An 18,932-nucleotide genomic window follows, 5' to 3' on the forward strand; every position below is an offset into this window, starting at 1 on the left:
TGAGACTTTAAGTCTCCTGAAGGAACGTTGAAGACGACGACGTTGATAGGCCGGGTGTGTAAGCGCAGCGATGCGTTGAGCTAACCGGTACTAATGAACCGTGAGGCTTAACCTTACAACGCCGAAGATGTTTTGGCGATTTGAGAGAAGATTTTCAGCGTGATACAGATTAATCGATGCGTCCGGGTGGCGTGTTGATAAAACAGAATTTGCCTGGCGGCAATAGCGCGGTGGTCCCACCTGACCCCATGCCGAACTCAGAAGTGAAACGCCGTAGCGCCGATGGTAGTGTGGGGTCTCCCCATGTGAGAGTAGGGAACTGCCAGGCATCAAATAAAGCAGAAAGCTCAGTCGAAAGACTGAGCTTTTTGTTTTGCGTTAAAAAAGAACCCCGTGCCGAAAGGTGCGGGGTTTTTTGCTGTGTGGGGTATATCTCCCCGGTGGCGCTGCGCTGACCTGGGCTACAAACCGGGGCTGACTGGTAGCCCGGATAAGGTGCGCAGCACCGCCTCCGGGGAGGCCCCTGTCTGCCGATGCCATTCATTAAAGTCTGTGTTAAGAAGCAATCCCTACCGATAAACTGCTAATGCCTCTCTAACCAACTTGCAATAAATGTCGCGATCTGTGGAACATCATTTAAATCCAACTGCGGAAGTGATGTCGCGATCGGCACATCGCTGGCCACGGCGATGGTATGCTCATCAATCACCAACTCTTCTACACAATGGCCGCTGTTTTGCCGAAAAAGTAGGATCTTCGGCACGGGTTCATGTTTAAACCCCTCCACTAAAACCAGGTCCAGTTTGCTGGCATCCATTCGACTGACAAGCCACGTGAGATCTAATTCCGGCGTCTCTGGCGTCTCCGTCATCAACGCCCAACGCTGTTCGCTGGCGACAATGGTCTGCGCAGCGCCCGCCTTACGTAATTCATAGCTATCTTTGCCGGGTTTATCGACGTCCATATCATGATGGGTATGTTTTATCAGCCCGGGACGCAGACCTCTGACGCACAGCTCAGGGATAAGACGCTTTAATAATGTTGTTTTTCCGGTACCGCTCCATGCGGCGATCGCCAGTAATGGGATCATGATGGCTCCTGCATCTGCTGCAAATCATCAAGCGTATTTACATTGATGAACGCTGATTTCACATCGCTGAAATTCACCGGGCGCCCACCCACTTGACGCATAAAGACCATTACCCGGCGTTCTCCACTGGTAAGGTAGGCCTCGAGGTCCGGGATGATTTGTCGATGCACGAGCGCAACGGCGGGATGATCCCGTTCGCCGTCATGGGCCCAAACGACCGGCGCAGCATCTTTCTGCTGTGCAAAGCGCTCCACCAAAAAGGACGGAATGAACGGCGTGTCGCAGGGGCAAAAAACAAACCATGGACTTGTAACCTGCTGCATCACAGCAAGCATTCCGGCCAGTGGTCCCTGATAATCCTCCTGTATATCTCTAAAGACCGGATATCCACTGGCACGCCACTGTTCAAGATGACGGTTGGCGCTAATGACTAACGCATCAACCTGCGGGGCTAATGCCTCTGCGACGTGACGCCAGAGAGGGCGTCCATTGAGCAGCTGTAATCCTTTATCAATGCCGCCCATTCGCGTGGCTCTGCCGCCCGCCAGCACGACGCCGGTTATCGCCTCGCTTTGCATATGAATATCGCCTCTTTCATTGTGGGATTGACCCTGTTAACTTGTCCCTATCAAGAGTAAGGAGCATGACCATGAAATGTAAACGTCTGAATGAAGTAATTGAACTCCTCCAGCCTGCCTGGCAGAAAGAGCCTGAACTGAATCTGATGCAATTTTTGCAGAAACTGGCGAAAGAGGCTGGCTATGATGGCGAACTGAGCGATCTTTCCGACGATATTCTGATCTATCACCTGAAGATGCGTGACTCTTCTAAAGATGCCATCATCCCAGGTATTCAGAAGGATTATGAAGAGGACTTTAAAACCGCACTGCTGCGCGCCCGCGGGGTAATAAAAGAGTAAAAGGTTGTAAGCGCTGCCGCGTAAAGTGCAATGAGATGATATCCTGAACTATTCGTACGATTATCGGATGTCAGGATGCACGGTAAGGCTTTTACTTTTCAGACGCTTCGCCCGGATACCATTATCGATGGGTTATTCGATCTGGGTATGCGGGTGGATTCCGGTCTCACTCCGCTAAACAGCTATGAGAACCGCGTTTATCAGTTCCAGGACGAAGAGCGCCATCGCTATGTGGTAAAGTTCTATCGTCCTGAGCGCTGGTCCGCAGAACAGATCCTTGAAGAACACCAGTTTGCGCTTCAGCTTGTAGAAGATGAAGTGCCTGTTGCTGCGCCGCTCTTATTTAACGACAGCACGCTTCATCAGCATCAGGGATTCTACTTTGCCGTTTTCCCAAGCCTTGGCGGTCGTCAGTTCGAAGCGGATAACCTTGATCAGATGGAATGGGTTGGCCGCTATCTGGGGCGCCTGCACCAGACTGGCCGCAAACAGCGCTTTACTGCCCGCCCGGAAATTGGCGTGCAGGAGTACCTGCTGGAACCGCGCCAGGTGTTTGAACAGGCGACGCTTATCCCCTCTGGCCTGAAGGCCGATTTTCTGAAGGCGACCGATAAACTCATTGCTGCCGTCATGGAGCAATGGCACGGCTGTGGGAACACGTTACGCCTGCACGGTGACTGCCATGCGGGTAATATCCTCTGGCGCGACGGGCCACTGTTTGTCGACTTAGACGATGCGCGAACCGGCCCGGCGATTCAGGATCTGTGGATGCTGCTTATCGGCGATAAGGCTGAACAGCGTATGCAGCTAGAGACCATCGTCGAGGCCTATGAGGAATTCAGCCCCTTTAACAGCGATGAAATCGCGCTAATTGAACCTTTACGCGCTATGCGGCTGGTTTATTATCTGGCGTGGTTGCTCAGACGCTGGGACGATCCCGCTTTCCCGGTCAATTTCCCCTGGTTAACCGGGGAGGATTACTGGCGGGGGCAGACGTCGACTTTTCTTGAGCAGGTGAAGGTTCTACAGGAACCCCCGCTTCAGTTAACGCCAATGTATTAATGTGATATATCCAGGAGAGAGTAAATCATGAAAAAAGTTTGGCTGGCGCTGGCTGGTATGATTCTGGCTTTTAGTGCATCCGCTGCCCAGATCACCGATGGCAAGCAGTACATCACCCTTGATAAGCCGATTGCTGGCGAGCCGCAGGTGCTCGAGTTCTTTTCATTCTATTGCCCGCACTGCTACCAGTTTGAAGAAGTGCTGCATGTTTCTGACAATGTGCGTCAGAAACTGCCGGAAGGCACCAAAATGACCAAATACCACGTTGAGTTCCTGGGCCCTCTGGGCAAGGATCTGACGCAGGCATGGGCGGTGGCCATCGCTCTGGGCGTTGAAGATAAAATTACTGCGCCGATGTTCGAAGCCGTGCAGAAAACCCAGACCGTGCAGAGCGTGGCTGACATTCGTAAGGTGTTCGTCGATGCTGGCGTGAAAGGGGAAGACTACGATGCCGCTTGGAATAGCTTCGTGGTGAAATCTCTGGTCGCTCAGCAAGAGAAAGCGGCAGCCGATCTGCAGTTGCAGGGGGTACCGGCTATGTATGTTAATGGTAAATACCAGCTGAACCCGCAGGGGATGGACACCAGCAATATGGATGTCTTCGTCGCTCAGTATGCGGATACCGTGAAGCAACTGGTAGAGAAGAAATAAAAAAAACGCCGGTCACTGACCGGCGTTACTTTAGCTGTTCTGGCAGTGACTACCTTTCTTTGTCCCGCATGATGTCAGTCAACTGACGGTCTTTCTCTTCCCATAGCCCATTCAGCCAGCGCTGGAAGCCGCGCTTAAAGTTCTTATCGTTAACGTAATCACCGTGCAGCTCTTCACCAATAGGGACCAGATTGATTCGTACTACAATGCGCGTCAGGCGGCCGCTCAGCATGTCGTAAAATGGCCTTGTATTGTTCTCCGGGTAGCACAGCGTGACATTCAGTAGTTTATCGAACTGCGAACCGAGTACGTTGAGCGCCATGGCGATGCCTGCCGCTTTAGGTGGTAGCAGGTTATCGTAAGGCGAGCGCGTCTCGCGTTTTTTGGCTTCGGTAAAACGCGAGCCTTCCACGAAATTGACGATAGTCGTCGGATGCGCGCGGAATTTTTCACACGAACGGCGGGTGGTTTCGACATCTTTACCGCGGCGTTCTGGATGTCTAATAAGGTAACTGCGCGAATAGCGGCGCATAAAGGGCATATCCAGCGCCCAGCAGGCGAGGCCGATGAAGGGTACCCATGCCAGCTGCTGTTTAAGGAAGTACTTATTCATCGGAATATGCTTGCGGAACAGCACGCACAACACCACGATGTCTGCCCAGCTATGGTGGTTACTGATCAGCAGATACCAGTTCTTTTTATTTAAGCCTTCCAGACCCTCGACGTCCCATTTAAGCCAGGGATTGAGATACAACAGCAGCGCCAGCCCTTCGCACCAGCAATACATCATAAAATTGCAAAAAACAGATATAGATCGCCATACCGCTGGAATGGGAACCAGCAGTTTAATCAGCCCGGCGACGATGATCGGTACAGAGCAGATAATGGTGACTAAGATGGTTAAGGCGATACTCAGCGGAAGTGTTATCGCAGCGAGTAATCTCGACATAGTTAGTTTATTCAGAAAGTTAGGCTGACAAAGAGCGCCTTTAAGCTGCGCAAGAGGCTGATTTTACCAGAAAACGCGGTAAATAACGGATCTTACGAGAACAGAAAAAAACAAGGATCTTCTATCCACATGGAACATTGGGTCATCAAATTGATGCCATGATCACCGATATGTTTTTAATTGTCTGATATATAAAGAGTAATACTATTTATTCGTTTTTTTTCAGGGGCGGATAAGCTGACGTTGTAAAACTATGCACAAAGTTATCCACAAACAAAGTTGTCCGGCGATCGCGACGATCGTCGAATCTTTTCCACGAAATGTGGGAAAAATTCAGGATTTCATGCCCGTCTGTGGCATCCTTTATCCATAATCTGATAAACAGGCACGGAAATTATGGTTCAGATCCCAGAAAACCCTCTCATCCTCGTTGACGGCTCCTCCTATCTTTATCGGGCGTATCATGCGTTTCCGCCGCTGACTAACAGCGCAGGGGAGCCGACCGGGGCTATGTACGGCGTACTGAATATGCTGCGCAGTTTGATCCTGCAGTATCAGCCGTCTCATGCCGTCGTGGTCTTTGATGCGAAAGGGAAAACCTTCCGTGATGAATTGTTCGAACACTACAAGTCCCACCGCCCGCCGATGCCGGACGATCTGCGTGCGCAGATCGAGCCTTTGCATAAGATGGTGAAAGCGATGGGGCTGCCGCTGATGGCGGTTCCGGGCGTCGAAGCCGACGATGTGATAGGCACCCTGGCACGGGAAGCAGAAAGGGCGGGCCGTCCGGTGCTGATCAGCACCGGTGATAAAGACATGGCTCAGCTGGTGACGCCGGGGATCACCCTGATCAATACTATGACTAACACTATCCTCGGACCGGATGAGGTCGTCACCAAGTATGGCGTCCCGCCGGAGCTGATTATCGATTTCCTGGCACTGATGGGCGATTCCTCGGATAACATTCCCGGCGTGCCGGGCGTGGGTGAGAAGACCGCCCAGGCGCTGCTGCAAGGCCTTGGCGGCCTTGATACGCTGTATGCGGAACCGGAGAAAATTGCTGAACTGAGCTTCCGCGGCGCGAAAACGATGGCGGCGAAGCTGGAACAGAACAAGGACGTGGCTTATCTCTCTTATCAGCTGGCGACCATTAAAACCGACGTCGAGCTGGAGCTCACGTGCGAAGAGCTGGAGGTGCAGCCGCCGGCGGCTGATGATCTGCTGGCGCTGTTCAGGCAGTACGAATTTAAGCGCTGGACAACCGACGTTGAGGCCGGGAAATGGCTGCAGGCCAAGGGCGGCAAACCGGCCGCGAAACCTGCAGAGCCTGCGGCAGCGGCACAAGCAGAAGCAGAGGATGAACCGGCCTCCGCCCTTTCAGCAGAGCACTATGTCACTATCCTTGATGAGGCCACGCTGGTCACCTGGATCGATAAGCTGAAGCAGGCGCCGCTCTTTGCCTTTGATACGGAAACCGACAGCCTGGATAACATCTCCGCCAATATGGTCGGTCTTTCATTCGCGGTTGAGCCGGGCGTGGCCGCCTATGTTCCCGTGGCGCATGATTATCTTGATGCACCGGATCAGATCCCCCGCGAGCGCGTACTGGCGTTGCTTAAACCGCTGTTGGAGGATGAGAAGCTGCTCAAGGTCGGGCAAAATCTCAAATACGATCGTGGTATTTTGGCCAACTACGACATTGAGCTGCGCGGGATTGCGTTCGATACCATGCTGGAATCCTACATTCTCGACAGCGTGGCGGGCCGTCACGATATGGACAGTCTTTCCGACCGCTGGCTGAAGCATAAAACCATTACCTTTGAAGAGATCGCCGGTAAAGGTAAGAACCAGCTCACCTTTAACCAGATTGCACTGGAGGAGGCTGGCCGCTACGCGGCGGAAGATGCCGACGTCACGCTCCAGCTGCATCTGAAGATGTGGCCGAAGCTGCAGCAGCATGAAGGTCCGCTGAATATCTTTAAGCATATCGAAATGCCGCTGGTGCCGGTGCTGTCACGTGTTGAACGCAATGGCGTGAAAATCGATCCCGCTGTGCTGCATGCGCATTCGCAGGAGATCGCTCTGCGTCTGGTAGAGCTGGAGCAGCGCGCGCATGATATTGCCGGGGAAGTGTTCAATCTCTCTTCCACCAAGCAGTTGCAAACGATTCTGTTTGAGAAACAGGGCATCAAGCCGCTGAAGAAGACGCCGGGCGGCGCGCCGTCCACGTCTGAAGAGGTCCTGGAAGAGCTGGCGCTGGATTATCCGTTGCCGAAAGTGATTCTGGAATATCGCGGGCTGGCGAAACTGAAATCGACCTATACCGATAAACTGCCGCTGATGATTAACCCCAAAACGGGGCGCGTGCATACCTCCTATCATCAGGCGGTCACTGCTACCGGCCGTTTATCGTCTACCGATCCAAACCTGCAAAATATCCCAGTGCGTAACGAAGAAGGACGGCGTATTCGCCAGGCGTTTATCGCGCCGGAAGATTACGTCATTGTCTCAGCGGACTACTCGCAAATCGAACTGCGTATTATGGCGCACCTGTCGCGGGATAAAGGCCTGCTGACCGCTTTCGCAGAAGGGAAGGATATTCACCGGGCGACGGCGGCTGAAGTGTTTGGCTTACCACTGGACAGCGTCAGCAGCGAACAACGCCGCAGTGCGAAAGCCATCAACTTCGGTCTCATCTATGGTATGAGCGCCTTCGGCCTGGCCCGCCAGCTGAACATCCCGCGTAAAGAAGCACAGAAGTATATGGATCTTTATTTCGAGCGTTATCCGGGCGTCCTGGAGTATATGGAGCGCACCCGCGCTCAGGCGAAAGAGCAAGGGTACGTTGAAACGCTGGATGGCCGTCGACTCTATCTGCCGGATATCAAATCCAGCAATGGTGCCCGTCGCGCCGGCGCGGAACGTGCGGCGATCAACGCCCCGATGCAGGGGACGGCGGCGGACATTATCAAGCGGGCGATGATTGCTGTTGATGAATGGCTGCGGAAGGAGCAACCTCGCGTGCGGATGATCATGCAGGTTCACGATGAACTGGTCTTTGAAGTGCATAAAGATGAGCTCGATGCCGTGTCGAAAAAGATCCATGAACTGATGGAGAACAGCACTACGCTGGCGGTACCGCTGCTGGTGGAAGTCGGTAGTGGTGAAAACTGGGATCAAGCGCACTAAGTATACAAAGTGCAAAGCGATTTTCTGTAAGTAAGCAACATAACTTATAGCGTTTTGTGAGGATCATTTGAATTTGCTATGTAAATAGTGAAAAAAAACTACAAAAAATGCTTTATCCGTGAGCGAAAGAAGAGTAGAGTTAATCGCGTAGGGTACAGAGGTAAGATGTTCTATCTTTCAGACCTTTTACTTCACGTAATCGGATTTGGCTGAATATTTTAGCCGCCCCGGTCATTTATGACCGGGGCGTTTTTTATTGCGCGAAAGAAAAGTTTGATGCAGTTAAAACCGCGTAATATGAACGTCCGGATAGGGCGCTACGCGCCGTTATCCGGAAAAAGCGGGGGTTACTCGGCGTCTTCGACGGCTTCTTGCGGCGGGATTTCGTTAAACCAGCTATCCAGCTTCTGTCGCAGCTTATCCACGCCAGATTTTTTCAGCGAGGAGAAGGGTTCAACCTGGACATCGCCATTGAAGGCCAGTACCGCTTCTCGCACCATATTCACTTGCGCTTTACGCGCGCCGCTGGCGAGCTTATCGGCTTTGGTCAGCAGGACCAGAACCTGAATATCACTTTCTACCGCCCATTCGATCATTTGTTGATCGAGATCTTTAAGGGGGTGGCGAATATCCATCAGCACCACCAGGCCTTTCAGGCACAGACGTTTTTCCAGGTACTCTCCCAGCGCACGCTGCCACTTGATCTTCATCTCTTCGGGTACTTGCGCATAACCATAGCCGGGCAGGTCAACCAGGCGTTTGCCATCGGCGACTTCGAACAGGTTAATCAGCTGCGTACGTCCAGGAGTCTTGGAGGTCCGCGCCAGGCTCTTCTGGTTGGTCAGCGTATTCAGCGCGCTGGATTTTCCCGCGTTGGAGCGGCCGGCGAACGCCACTTCAATACCGGTATCGGCAGGAAGATGGCGGATATCTGGCGCGCTAGTGACAAAGTGCGTCAGTTGATAATTCCAGTTGGTCAAGACGGTCGTCTCCGTTAAAACAGGCTATGGCAGGGATTATACCTGAACAGCAGAAAAAGGCTGTTTTTACCGCACGCCGTTCCTGTAAGTAAAAACCATATGGTTTGTGAGACATTGACTATTCTTCGTATAGGACATACCTGAGAATAATAAGACGATAAAGATATAATTCATTGAAAATAAAAGAGTTATAAAAATAGAGAAATCTGAAAATGTTTTTTTAACGGCCTGGCTGGTTGTCGATTTTTGTCAACAGGGTAAAGTAATACACAACGGCGGGGATGCTGAAAGGATTAAGACTCAGGACGAGGGGTCAGGAAGCGCCAGGAGGCGAAGACCACAGGATAGTCAGGATGACGCGCGTCTTGGAGACGTTTCAAAGGGAAAAGGAAGAAACAGGGACCGTTGGACGCTAAGGGAAAGACAGGGTAAGTCGTTAGCGAACAGGGAAAGAAGAAGCCCGTTAAGGGTGGTCAGTGAGGAAAAAGGCGACAGAGTAATCTGTCGCCTTTTTTCTTTGCTTGCTTTCTGCTAGATTCCGCCTCAATTCTATACTGAATAATACTGTCTGAAGATTACATACCATGAAAAAACCGACATCCGCCACCCGTGGCAAATCCGGCCGCAAGTCGCGTGAAGAAATAAATCAGGAAGCTCGCGATCGCAAACGGCAAAAGAAACATCGTGGCCACGCGGCGGGAAGTCGCGCGAACGGCGGCGATGCGGCTTCAGCGGGCAAAAAACAGAGCCAGACGCAAGACCCACGCGTCGGTAGTAAAAAACCGATCCCGCTGGGCGTGAGCGAAAGCAGCACCCCGGCCCCCAAGCAGCATAAACCAAAGAGCGAGAAACCTATGCTTTCACCGCAGGCTGAGCTGGAGTTGCTGGAGAATGATGAGCGCCTGGATGCGCTGCTGGAACGTCTGGAAGAGGGCGGCACCCTGAATGCTGAAGAGCAGAGCTGGGTGGACGCCAAACTGGATCGCATTGATGAGCTGATGCAGCAGCTCGGCCTCTCTTACGATGACGAAGATGAAGAAGAGGAAGAACGTCAGGAAGATATGATGCGTCTGCTGAAGGGTGGAAACTAACATTTGCATCCCATCGGATTCCCGGTACTGCTTATAACCCTTCTGGTTATATGTTATCTGCTGTGGTTATTCGTTAAACTACGACGGTTGTCGCGGCGTCAGAAATGGCTGCGCAACCGGCTCATGACCCGCGGTGCGGTGAGGCCGGGACGGCGTACCCGTCGGCGGCACCATCGGAAGGAGTGAGCATGTCTGAGCAGATAATCGACTGGGATCTGGCCCTGATCCAGAAATATAACTATTCCGGGCCGCGCTATACCTCGTATCCCACCGCGCTGGAGTTTTCACCGCAATTCGGCGCGGCGGAATTCGAAGCCGCTGTGGCCCGTTATCCACAGCGGCCCCTGTCGCTGTACGTGCATATCCCTTTTTGCCATAAGCTGTGTTATTTCTGCGGCTGCAATAAGATAGTCACCCGCCAGCAGCATAAGGCCGATCAATATCTCGATGTCCTTGAACAGGAGATCATCCGCCGCGCGCCGCTGTTTGCCTGTCGCCAGGTTAAACAACTGCACTGGGGTGGCGGCACGCCAACCTATCTCAATAAGGCGCAAATCAGTCGCCTGATGAATCTGTTGCGCAGCCACTTCCATTTCAGCGCGGAAGCCGAGATCTCCATTGAGGTCGATCCACGTGAGATCGAGCTGGATGTCCTCGATCATTTACGCACCGAGGGTTTCAACCGCCTGAGTATGGGCGTGCAGGACTTCAATAAAGAGGTTCAGCGTCTGGTTAACCGTGAGCAGGATGAAGCGTTCATCTTTGATTTGCTCAACCATGCGCGGGAGATTGGTTTTACCTCGACCAATATCGACCTCATCTACGGCCTGCCGAAGCAAACGCCTGAGAGCTTTGCCTTTACCCTGCAAAAGGTCGCTGAGCTCAATCCTGACCGCCTGAGCGTGTTTAACTATGCGCATCTGCCCACGCTCTTTGCCGCACAGCGGAAAATTAAAGATGCCGATCTGCCCTCCGCTGAACAGAAGCTGGAGATCCTGCAGGAGACCATCGGTTCACTGACGGCGGCAGGCTATCAGTTTATCGGCATGGACCACTTTGCTCGCCCAGACGATGAATTAGCGGTCGCGCAACGTCACGGCATACTGCACCGCAATTTCCAGGGCTACACCACCCAGGGGGATACCGATCTGCTGGGAATGGGCGTTTCGGCGATCAGCATGATTGGCGACAGCTACGCTCAGAACCAAAAAGAGCTGAAGCAATACTACCAGCAGGTGGCAGAGCAAGGGGACGCCCTGTGGCGCGGGATCGCGTTAACCCGTGATGACTGTTTACGTCGTGACGTGATTAAGGCGTTGATCTGTAATTTCCGTCTGGATATTGAGGCAGTAGAGGCGCAGTGGGATGTGGATTTTCAGTCTTATTTTGCGGAAGACCTGAAGCTACTGGCGCCGTTGGCACATGACGGGCTGGTGGCTGTGGATGATAAGGCCATTCAGGTGACGGCGAAAGGCCGCCTGCTGATCCGCAATATCTGTATGTGCTTTGACGCGTATCTACGGCAAAAGGCTCGGATGCAGCAGTTCTCACGGGTCATTTAATGTTTTCCCCCTCTCCGACGGAAGAGGGGGAACAATTAGCTGAACAGCCCGACCAGCGCAGCGCACAGAACGGCTGCGACTGCCGTCTGTGGCGTGTGACTCGCAGCGGCGCCGCTCGATATCATACTCACCAGTGATTCAAACATGATGCTCTCCCGTAATGCCGGGCACGATCATACTCAACTCATCGGAACAGTAAAGTACAAAATAGCAGCACTTTGCGCTGAACGGCTAATTTTCATCATGCCGTTAATCACTACTCCATTCCCAGCTCTTTTAGCTTACGCGTCAGGGTATTACGACCCCATCCCAGCAGGCGTGCGGCTTCCTGCTTGTGACCTTGCGTGTGGCGCAGGGCGGTTGTCAGCAGCGTGCGTTCCATTTCAGGTTGCGCTTCTGAGAGCAGGTTTTGATGACCGGAGCGCAGCGCCCGATCGGCCCACTGACCCAGCAGCGTCGCCCAGCTATCGGGCTGCATCTGCGTCGGGCTGTCCGGAACCGTGGTCTCAAACAGTTCGCTCGGCAGATCCTGCGTCAGCACTTCCTGGCCGGCGGCCATCACGGTGAGCCAGCGACAGGTATTTTCCAGCTGACGGACGTTGCCAGGCCACGCCAGGCGAGTCAGCGCTGTCTCCGTTTCCGGATGCAGCTGTTTGGCTTCAACGCCGAGCTCGCGGGCGGCTATCTGCAGAAAATGGCGAGCCAGACGTGGAATATCTTCCCGGCGCTCGCGCAGCGGCGGTAAATGTACCCGGATCACGTTCAGGCGGTGGAATAAATCTTCACGGAATTTCCCCTCCTGCACGCGCTGTTCCAGGTTCTGGTGGGTGGCGGCGATAATCCGCACATCAACCTTCACCGGCGCGTAGCCGCCCACGCGATAAAACTGGCCATCCGCCAGCACGCGCAGCAGACGAGTCTGCACATCAAGCGGCATATCGCCAATTTCATCCAGGAATAGCGTGCCGCCGTCAGCCTGTTCGAAGCGTCCCTGGCGGACGGTATTGGCGCCGGTAAAGGCCCCTTTTTCATGACCGAACAGCTCGGACTCAATCAGGTCCTTGGGGATTGCTGCCATATTGAGCGCGATAAACGGCGCTTTTGAACGTGGACTATGACGATGCAGGGCGTGAGCGACGAGCTCTTTACCGGTACCGGATTCGCCATTGATCAGCACGCTGATGGATGAGCGCGACAAGCGGCCAATAATGCGAAAGACATCCTGCATTGCCGGCGCTTCGCCGATGATGTCCGCAGTTGGGCTGCTTATCGGCGCATTTCGCGGCTGTTGCTGCTCCTGGTAGTGGCTTATCGCCCGATCGACCAGGGCGACGGCTTCATCAATATCAAAAGGTTTGGGCAGATAATCAAACGCGCCTTGCTGATAGGCGCTAACCGCAGCGTCCAGATCGGAATGTGCGGTCATTATGATGACCGGAAGCATTGGATGACGCTGCTTAATCTGTTTGAGCAGCGCCAGACCATCCATTCCCGGCATACGGATATCTGACAGCAGTACATCCGGGGTTTTGGTGGTGAGGGCATCTAGCACCTCATTGCCGCTTTCGAACGTTGTGCAGCTCAAGCCGGCTCCGGTGAGCGCGCGTTCAAGCACCCAGCGGATGGAGCTATCGTCATCAACGATCCAGGCTATCCCTCGTTGCATAAACACCTCTACTTCCGAATAGGCAGGTATACCGAAAATTCGGTATGACCCGGCCAGCTGGTGAATTCAATTTTGCCGGAGTGCTGATCGATAAGGCTGCGGGCAATAGATAAGCCCAGGCCGGTACCGCCTTCGCGGCCGCTGACCATCGGATAAAACAGCGTATCCTGGAGATGGGGCGGAATACCCGGGCCATTATCTTCAACGTCAATACGTGCGGCGAGGCGATAACGCACCCCGTGCAGCGTCAGCTGGAAAGCGGTGCGGGTGCGGAGAACAATTTCGCCCCCTTCCGGCCCCAGCGCCTGCAGCGCATTACGGACGATGTTCAGCAACACCTGTTCAATTTGATCCGGGTCGTGGGGCAGCTCTGGTAGGCTGGGGTCGTAATCACGGATTAACTTCACGTTGTCCGGTAACTCCATGGAGACCAGTTTCACTACCCGCTCGGCGACTTTATGGATACTTTCAGTAACGTGCATGCCCGGATGCTGTGGCCCAAGCAGGCGATCGACCAGATTTCTCAGCCGGTCAGCCTGCTCGATGATCACTTTGGTATATTCCGTTAGCGCCGGGTCGGGCAGGGCTTTGCTGAGCAGCTGTGCCGCGCCGCGCAGGCCACCTAACGGGTTTTTTATCTCATGTGCCAGGCCGCGGACCAGATCGCGGGCGGCGACCTGCTGTGCGTGCTGCAGTTGCTCCTGGCTCAGGCGGCGCTGGTTATCCATTGGCGCCATTTCCAGCAAAATAAAGCCTTCCGGTAGCCGCTGGGCGGTCAGAGACAGGATGTGTGAGCGGCCATCGATAACCAGCGTGACTTCGTTATCGGTAAAACCCTGGCCCGCCTGCAGACTCTCCTGCATCAGCCCAATATTCAATGAGAAATAGCTCAACAGCTCAGGTAACGGGGTGCCAAACAGCTTGCGTGAACTCTGCGCCAGCAGCTGCTGCGCCGCAGGGTTGGCAAAGTGCACCGCCAGGTCATCATCGACCAGTAAAATACTGTTGATTAGAGAGTTAAGGATCTGCCCAGCATCGGGCAGTGTGCCTGTTGCCATTCGACAGTCTCCTGAAAATGAGTGCACCAATTTAGTGCAGTATAGCTTTTTATCGGTAAAAAGCTCGCGAGATCAGCGTGTTGGTGGAGAAAAAAGCCCATCCTGAGATGGGCTGAAAGTTTCCACGGCAACAAAATATCCCGGGCATCCCGCGCCACAACACGACATACCCTGGATTTACAGCAAAATTAGACGCTGTAGTACAGTTCGAACTCAACCGGATGCGGAGTCATGCGTACGCGGTCGTTCTCTTCCAGACGCAGGGCGATGTAAGCATCGATAGCGTCATTGGTGAACACGCCGCCAGCCGTCAGGAACTCGCGGTCAGCATCCAGGGCCTGCAGGGCTTCTTCCAGAGAACCAGCAACCTGCGGGATCTCTTTCGCTTCTTCCGGCGGCAGGTCGTACAGGTTTTTGTCCATTGCTTCGCCCGGATGGATTTTGTTCTTGATACCATCAAGGCCAGCCATCAGCAGCGCTGCAAAGCACAGGTACGGGTTGGCAGCCGGGTCCGGGAAGCGCACTTCGATACGACGCGCTTTCGGAGAGGTCACCACCGGAATACGGATGGAGGCAGAGCGGTTACGCGCAGAGTAAGCCAGCATAACCGGCGCTTCGTAACCCGGGACCAGACGCTTGTAGGAGTTGGTGGTCGGGTTCGCCAGGGCGTTAATCGCTTTAGCGTGTTTGATTACGCCGCCGATGTAGAACAGCGCCTGCTCAGACAGACCTGCGTATTTGTCGCCGGAGAACAGGTTAGTCCCGTTTTTCGCCAGAGACATATGGCAGTGCATGCCGGAGCCGTTGTCGCCGAACATTGGTTTCGGCATAAAGGTCGCGGTTTTACCGAAGCGGTGAGCGACGTTGTGAACAACGTATTTGTAAATCTGAATTTCATCCGCTTTTTTGGTCATGGTGTTGAAGCGAGTTGCCACTTCGTTCTGACCTGCGGTTGCCACTTCGTGGTGGTGAGCTTCAACAACCAGACCCATCTCTTCCATGATCATACACATGGTGGAGCGGATATCCTGTGAAGAGTCTACTGGCGGAACCGGGAAGTAACCCCCTTTCACGCCCGGACGGTGACCTTTGTTACCGCCTTCGTATTTGGTGGAGGAGTTCCACGCACCTTCGATGTCATCGATCGCGACATGGGAGCCAGAGATAGAGGCGCCGAAGCGGACGTCGTCGAACAGGAAGAATTCTGGTTCTGGCCCGAACAGGACGGTATCAGCGATGCCGGTGGCGCGCAGGTACTCTTCAGCGCGTTTCGCGATGGAGCGCGGGTCGCGGTCATAGCCCTGCAGGGTGCCTGGTTCGAGGATATCGCAGCGGATGATCAGCGTCGGTTCTTCGAAGAACGGGTCAATGACCGCGGTGGAGGCGTCTGGCATCAGGACCATGTCAGATTCGTTGATACCTTTCCAGCCACCAATCGAGGAGCCATCAAACATTTTGCCTTCTTCGAAGAATTCGGCATTTACCTGATGAGACGGAATCGTGACGTGCTGTTCTTTACCTTTGGTATCGGTGAAGCGCAGATCGACAAACTTCACTTCGTGCTCGTTCAGCATCGTCAAAACGTGTTCAGCGGACATACTTAAACTCTCCCGGATTGGTCATTGTCGTCGTGGTAACGAAAACTTCATACTGCTTAAAAGTGGCGTTGTTGCCTTAAAAAATATAAAGCGAAATCTGTGCCAACTTTTAAATGCCCTATAAAACGCTGTATCATGCGCACCATAGTGCAAAAGGACTGCACCATGATGGAGATAATGCACCAAAATAGTGCCTCGGTGTGAACATTGAGCACCATTTTGGTGCAGTTTTTGTTACGGTGCCCTTTTATCGCTCCGTGAAAGCGGTCACAAAGAAACTCTGCAATACTTGTTTGCGGAGGATGTTTGTGATCCTGTTCAGTCCTTCGCTTAATACGTGTACAATAACGCGCTATTTCTAATGCCTGAGGCAAAGTTGTGATCGAAAATCTGCGTAATATCGCCATCATCGCGCACGTTGACCATGGTAAAACTACCCTGGTTGACAAGCTGCTACAGCAATCCGGTACGTTCGACGCACGTACTGAAGCACAAGAACGTGTGATGGACTCCAACGATTTGGAGAAAGAGCGTGGGATTACCATCCTCGCTAAAAACACCGCAATCAAATGGAATGATTACCGTATCAACATCGTTGATACCCCAGGGCACGCCGACTTCGGAGGTGAGGTTGAGCGTGTTATGTCCATGGTTGACTCTGTGCTGCTGGTGGTCGATGCCTTTGATGGCCCGATGCCGCAAACGCGCTTCGTGACCAAAAAAGCTTTTGCCCACGGCCTGAAGCCGATCGTGGTCATCAACAAAGTTGACCGCCCGGGCGCCCGTCCGGACTGGGTTGTCGATCAGGTGTTCGACCTGTTCGTTAACCTTGATGCGACCGACGAACAGCTGGACTTCCCGATCGTTTACGCGTCCGCGCTGAACGGTATCGCGGGTCTGGACCACGAAGACATGGCTGACGACATGACCCCGCTGTATCAGGCGATTGTTGATCGCGTGCCGGCGCCGGACGTTGACCTTGACGGTCCGCTGCAGATGCAGATTTCCCAGCTGGACTACAACAACTATGTTGGCGTCATCGGTATCGGCCGCATCAAACGCGGTAAAGTGAAGCCGAACCAGCAGGTCACTATCATCGATAGCGAAGGCAAAACCCGTAACGGTAAAGTCGGTAAAGTTCTGACTCACCTGGGTCTGGAGCGTATCGAGAGCGACGTAGCCGAAGCTGGCGACATCATCGCGATCACCGGTCTGGGCGAGCTGAACATCTCCGACACCATCTGCGATCCGCAGAATGTTGAAGCGCTGCCGGCACTGTCCGTTGATGAACCGACCGTAACCATGTTCTTCAACGTCAACACCTCTCCGTTCTGTGGTAAAGAAGGTAAGTTCGTTACCTCTCGCCAGATTCTGGACCGTCTGAACAAAGAGCTGGTGCACAACGTGGCGCTGCGCGTCGAAGAGACTCAGGACGCTGATGCATTCCGCGTTTCTGGTCGTGGCGAACTGCACCTGTCCGTTCTGATTGAAAACATGCGTCGTGAAGGTTTCGAGATGGCGGTTTCCCGTCCGAAAGTTATCTTCCGCGAAATCGACGGCCGTAAACAAGAGCCGTTCGAAAACGTGACGCTGGACGTCGAAGAGCAGCACCAGGGTTCTGTCATGCAGGCGCTGGGCGAGCGTAAAGGCGACCTGAAAAACATGAATCCAGACGGTAAAGGCCGCGTACGTCTCGACTACGTGATCCCAAGCCGTGGTCTGATCGGCTTCCGTTCAGAGTTCATGACCATGACTTCTGGTACCGGTCTGCTGTACTCCACCTTCAGCCACTACGACGACGTTCGTCCGGGCGAAGTGGGCCAGCGTAACAACGGCGTACTGATCTCTAACGGTCAGGGTAAAGCGGTTGCGTTCGCCCTGTTCGGTCTGCAGGATCGCGGTAAGCTGTTCCTCGGCCACGGTGCTGAAGTTTACGAAGGCCAGATCATCGGTATTCACAGTCGTTCTAACGACCTGACGGTAAACTGCCTGACCGGTAAGAAACTGACCAACATGCGTGCGTCCGGTACTGACGAAGCAACGGTTCTGGTTCCGCCGATTAAGATGACCCTGGAGCAGGCTCTGGAGTTCATCGATGACGACGAACTGGTAGAAGTGACCCCTACGTCTATCCGTATCCGTAAACGTCACCTGACTGAGAACGACCGTAAACGCGCGATGCGCGGTGCAAAAGAAGAGTAATTTTTCTTCTTGTTGTTCGCTAAACCCCGCCTCTTCGGCGGGGTTTTTTTATGGGCGGTCTCTGCCTGTCGTCGCGCTATTTCCGAGTTGCCGAGAGAGATCGGTCACATTTATACCTAAAGTTTGTGTGAGGAATTGCTTTCTTTTTTTGCGGAAGAGTAAGATGAGTTATCTGGTTTAAACCAAATGGATTAAACAATGACTGAAAATATCTCCACTGTTGAAAATGCGAAAGAGAAACTGGATCTGTGGCTTAAGCAAGGGCTGACGGCTGCGGGGGGAAAACTCCCTTCAGAAAGAGAGCTTGGTGAGCTACTGGGCATCAAACGGATGACGCTGCGTCAGGCGCTGCTTAGCCTGGAAGCGGAATCGAGGATTTTTCGTAAAGACCGTAAAGGATGGTTTGTCGCCCAGTCGCGTTTTAACTATAGCCCAGAGCTCTCAGCGAGCTTTCAGCGAGCCGCCATTGAGCAGGGCAGAGAACCCTCATGGGGCTTTAATGAAAAACAGCGAACCCGAGACTATCCCGACGTTGCTAAACCCCTGCTGGATGTTATTCCGTCTGATGATTTATATCTGGTAACCGGCTGGGGAGCGCTTGAAGGGCATAAAGTTTTCTACCACGAGACCTTTATCAACCCTAACGTCGCGCCAGATTTTATTGACCGGTTGAAGAACCAGTCTTTTTCCTCCGTCTGGGAGCGTGAATATCATAAGCCAGTGGTGATTAAAAAACTGGCTTTTAGACCCGTCAGAATGTCGGGCGATGTGAGCAAATTCATCGGCGGCTCTGCAGGTCTGCCGGCTATTCTGATAGAAAAACACCGTGCCGATAGTGCAGGTAATATTGTGCAGATAGATCTCGAATACTGGCGATTTGAGGCTGTGGATCTCTTTATTAACTTGTAGGTATTT

Annotated in this window: 16 protein-coding genes and 2 rRNA genes; 10 read left to right on the forward strand and 8 right to left on the reverse strand. The window is 53.3% G+C overall.

The window, feature by feature from the left end:
• Positions 1-115, forward strand: a 23S ribosomal RNA gene (locus CWM58_RS24395); the annotation flags it as partial.
• A 97-nt stretch (positions 116-212) separates the two neighbouring features.
• A 5S ribosomal RNA gene (gene rrf, locus CWM58_RS24400) occupies positions 213-328 on the forward strand.
• Between the two features lie 255 nt (positions 329-583).
• Here rrf and mobB read toward each other — a convergent pair.
• Together mobB and mobA are read right to left on the reverse strand one after the other, a co-directional pair.
• Positions 584-1,090 (reverse strand): molybdopterin-guanine dinucleotide biosynthesis protein MobB, encoded by a 507-nt coding sequence (gene mobB, locus CWM58_RS24410; protein WP_100632108.1) that lies wholly within the window; start codon positions 1,088-1,090, stop codon positions 584-586.
• Entirely contained in the window at positions 1,087-1,668 is a 582-nt protein-coding gene (gene mobA, locus CWM58_RS24415) for a molybdenum cofactor guanylyltransferase MobA (protein ID WP_100682000.1), read from the reverse strand. Before mobA ends, mobB begins: the two co-directional genes overlap by 4 nt.
• A gap of 71 nt (positions 1,669-1,739) precedes the next feature.
• Here mobA and CWM58_RS24420 point away from each other — a divergent pair, with 71 nt between their 5' ends.
• From CWM58_RS24420 to dsbA, 3 genes are all read left to right on the forward strand, one after another.
• The gene (locus tag CWM58_RS24420) at positions 1,740-2,009 is read left to right on the forward strand and encodes a YihD family protein (RefSeq protein WP_061156277.1); all 270 of its coding nucleotides are present in this window, start codon (positions 1,740-1,742) and stop codon (positions 2,007-2,009) included.
• A 75-nt stretch (positions 2,010-2,084) separates the two neighbouring features.
• Entirely contained in the window at positions 2,085-3,071 is a 987-nt protein-coding gene (locus CWM58_RS24425; protein WP_100682001.1) for a serine/threonine protein kinase, read from the forward strand.
• Positions 3,072-3,098: 27 nt separating this feature from the next.
• Positions 3,099-3,722, forward strand: coding sequence for a thiol:disulfide interchange protein DsbA (dsbA, locus tag CWM58_RS24430; protein WP_008807917.1), 624 nt, complete (start codon positions 3,099-3,101; stop codon positions 3,720-3,722).
• 49 nt (positions 3,723-3,771) lie between these two features.
• Here dsbA and CWM58_RS24435 read toward each other — a convergent pair whose 3' ends face one another.
• Complete coding sequence (locus tag CWM58_RS24435) at positions 3,772-4,671, reverse strand: acyltransferase (protein WP_100682002.1); 900 nt, start codon at positions 4,669-4,671, stop codon at positions 3,772-3,774.
• A gap of 396 nt (positions 4,672-5,067) precedes the next feature.
• Between CWM58_RS24435 and polA the strand changes: the two genes are divergently transcribed.
• On the forward strand, positions 5,068-7,860 hold the full coding sequence (gene polA, locus CWM58_RS24440) for a DNA polymerase I (RefSeq protein WP_100682003.1): 2,793 nt from the start codon (positions 5,068-5,070) through the stop codon (positions 7,858-7,860).
• Between the two features lie 347 nt (positions 7,861-8,207).
• Here polA and yihA read toward each other — a convergent pair whose 3' ends face one another.
• Positions 8,208-8,840: a ribosome biogenesis GTP-binding protein YihA/YsxC gene (gene yihA, locus CWM58_RS24445; protein WP_074387468.1), complete on the reverse strand. Its 633-nt coding sequence runs from the start codon at positions 8,838-8,840 to the stop codon at positions 8,208-8,210.
• A 584-nt stretch (positions 8,841-9,424) separates the two neighbouring features.
• Here yihA and yihI point away from each other — a divergent pair.
• Positions 9,425-9,931, forward strand: coding sequence for a Der GTPase-activating protein YihI (gene yihI / locus CWM58_RS24450; protein WP_061156272.1), 507 nt, complete (start codon positions 9,425-9,427; stop codon positions 9,929-9,931).
• Between the two features lie 188 nt (positions 9,932-10,119).
• Positions 10,120-11,493, forward strand: a complete 1,374-nt coding sequence (gene hemN / locus CWM58_RS24460; RefSeq protein ID WP_100682004.1) for an oxygen-independent coproporphyrinogen III oxidase — start codon at positions 10,120-10,122, stop codon at positions 11,491-11,493.
• Between the two features lie 35 nt (positions 11,494-11,528).
• Here the strand turns inward: hemN and CWM58_RS28905 are convergent, their stop codons facing one another.
• The 4 genes from CWM58_RS28905 to glnA form a co-directional block, all read right to left on the reverse strand.
• Entirely contained in the window at positions 11,529-11,639 is a 111-nt protein-coding gene (locus CWM58_RS28905) for a YshB family small membrane protein (protein WP_004152951.1), read from the reverse strand.
• A 110-nt stretch (positions 11,640-11,749) separates the two neighbouring features.
• Positions 11,750-13,159, reverse strand: a complete 1,410-nt coding sequence (gene glnG / locus CWM58_RS24465; protein ID WP_008807911.1) for a nitrogen regulation protein NR(I) — start codon at positions 13,157-13,159, stop codon at positions 11,750-11,752.
• A gap of 8 nt (positions 13,160-13,167) precedes the next feature.
• Complete coding sequence (gene glnL, locus CWM58_RS24470) at positions 13,168-14,217, reverse strand: nitrogen regulation protein NR(II) (RefSeq protein WP_008807910.1); 1,050 nt, start codon at positions 14,215-14,217, stop codon at positions 13,168-13,170.
• A 188-nt stretch (positions 14,218-14,405) separates the two neighbouring features.
• The gene (gene glnA / locus CWM58_RS24480; RefSeq protein ID WP_061156270.1) at positions 14,406-15,815 is read right to left on the reverse strand and encodes a glutamate--ammonia ligase; all 1,410 of its coding nucleotides are present in this window, start codon (positions 15,813-15,815) and stop codon (positions 14,406-14,408) included.
• Positions 15,816-16,193: 378 nt separating this feature from the next.
• On the opposite strand from glnA, the gene typA reads away from it, so the two are divergent.
• The gene (gene typA, locus CWM58_RS24490; protein ID WP_061156269.1) at positions 16,194-18,017 is read left to right on the forward strand and encodes a ribosome-dependent GTPase TypA; all 1,824 of its coding nucleotides are present in this window, start codon (positions 16,194-16,196) and stop codon (positions 18,015-18,017) included.
• Between the two features lie 198 nt (positions 18,018-18,215).
• The gene (locus CWM58_RS24495; protein ID WP_100682005.1) at positions 18,216-18,926 is read left to right on the forward strand and encodes a GntR family transcriptional regulator; all 711 of its coding nucleotides are present in this window, start codon (positions 18,216-18,218) and stop codon (positions 18,924-18,926) included.
• Positions 18,927-18,932 lie beyond the last annotated feature (6 nt).

It is taken from the genome of Klebsiella sp. H-Nf2, assembly GCF_002806645.1.
Lineage (GTDB): Bacteria > Pseudomonadota > Gammaproteobacteria > Enterobacterales > Enterobacteriaceae > Klebsiella > Klebsiella variicola.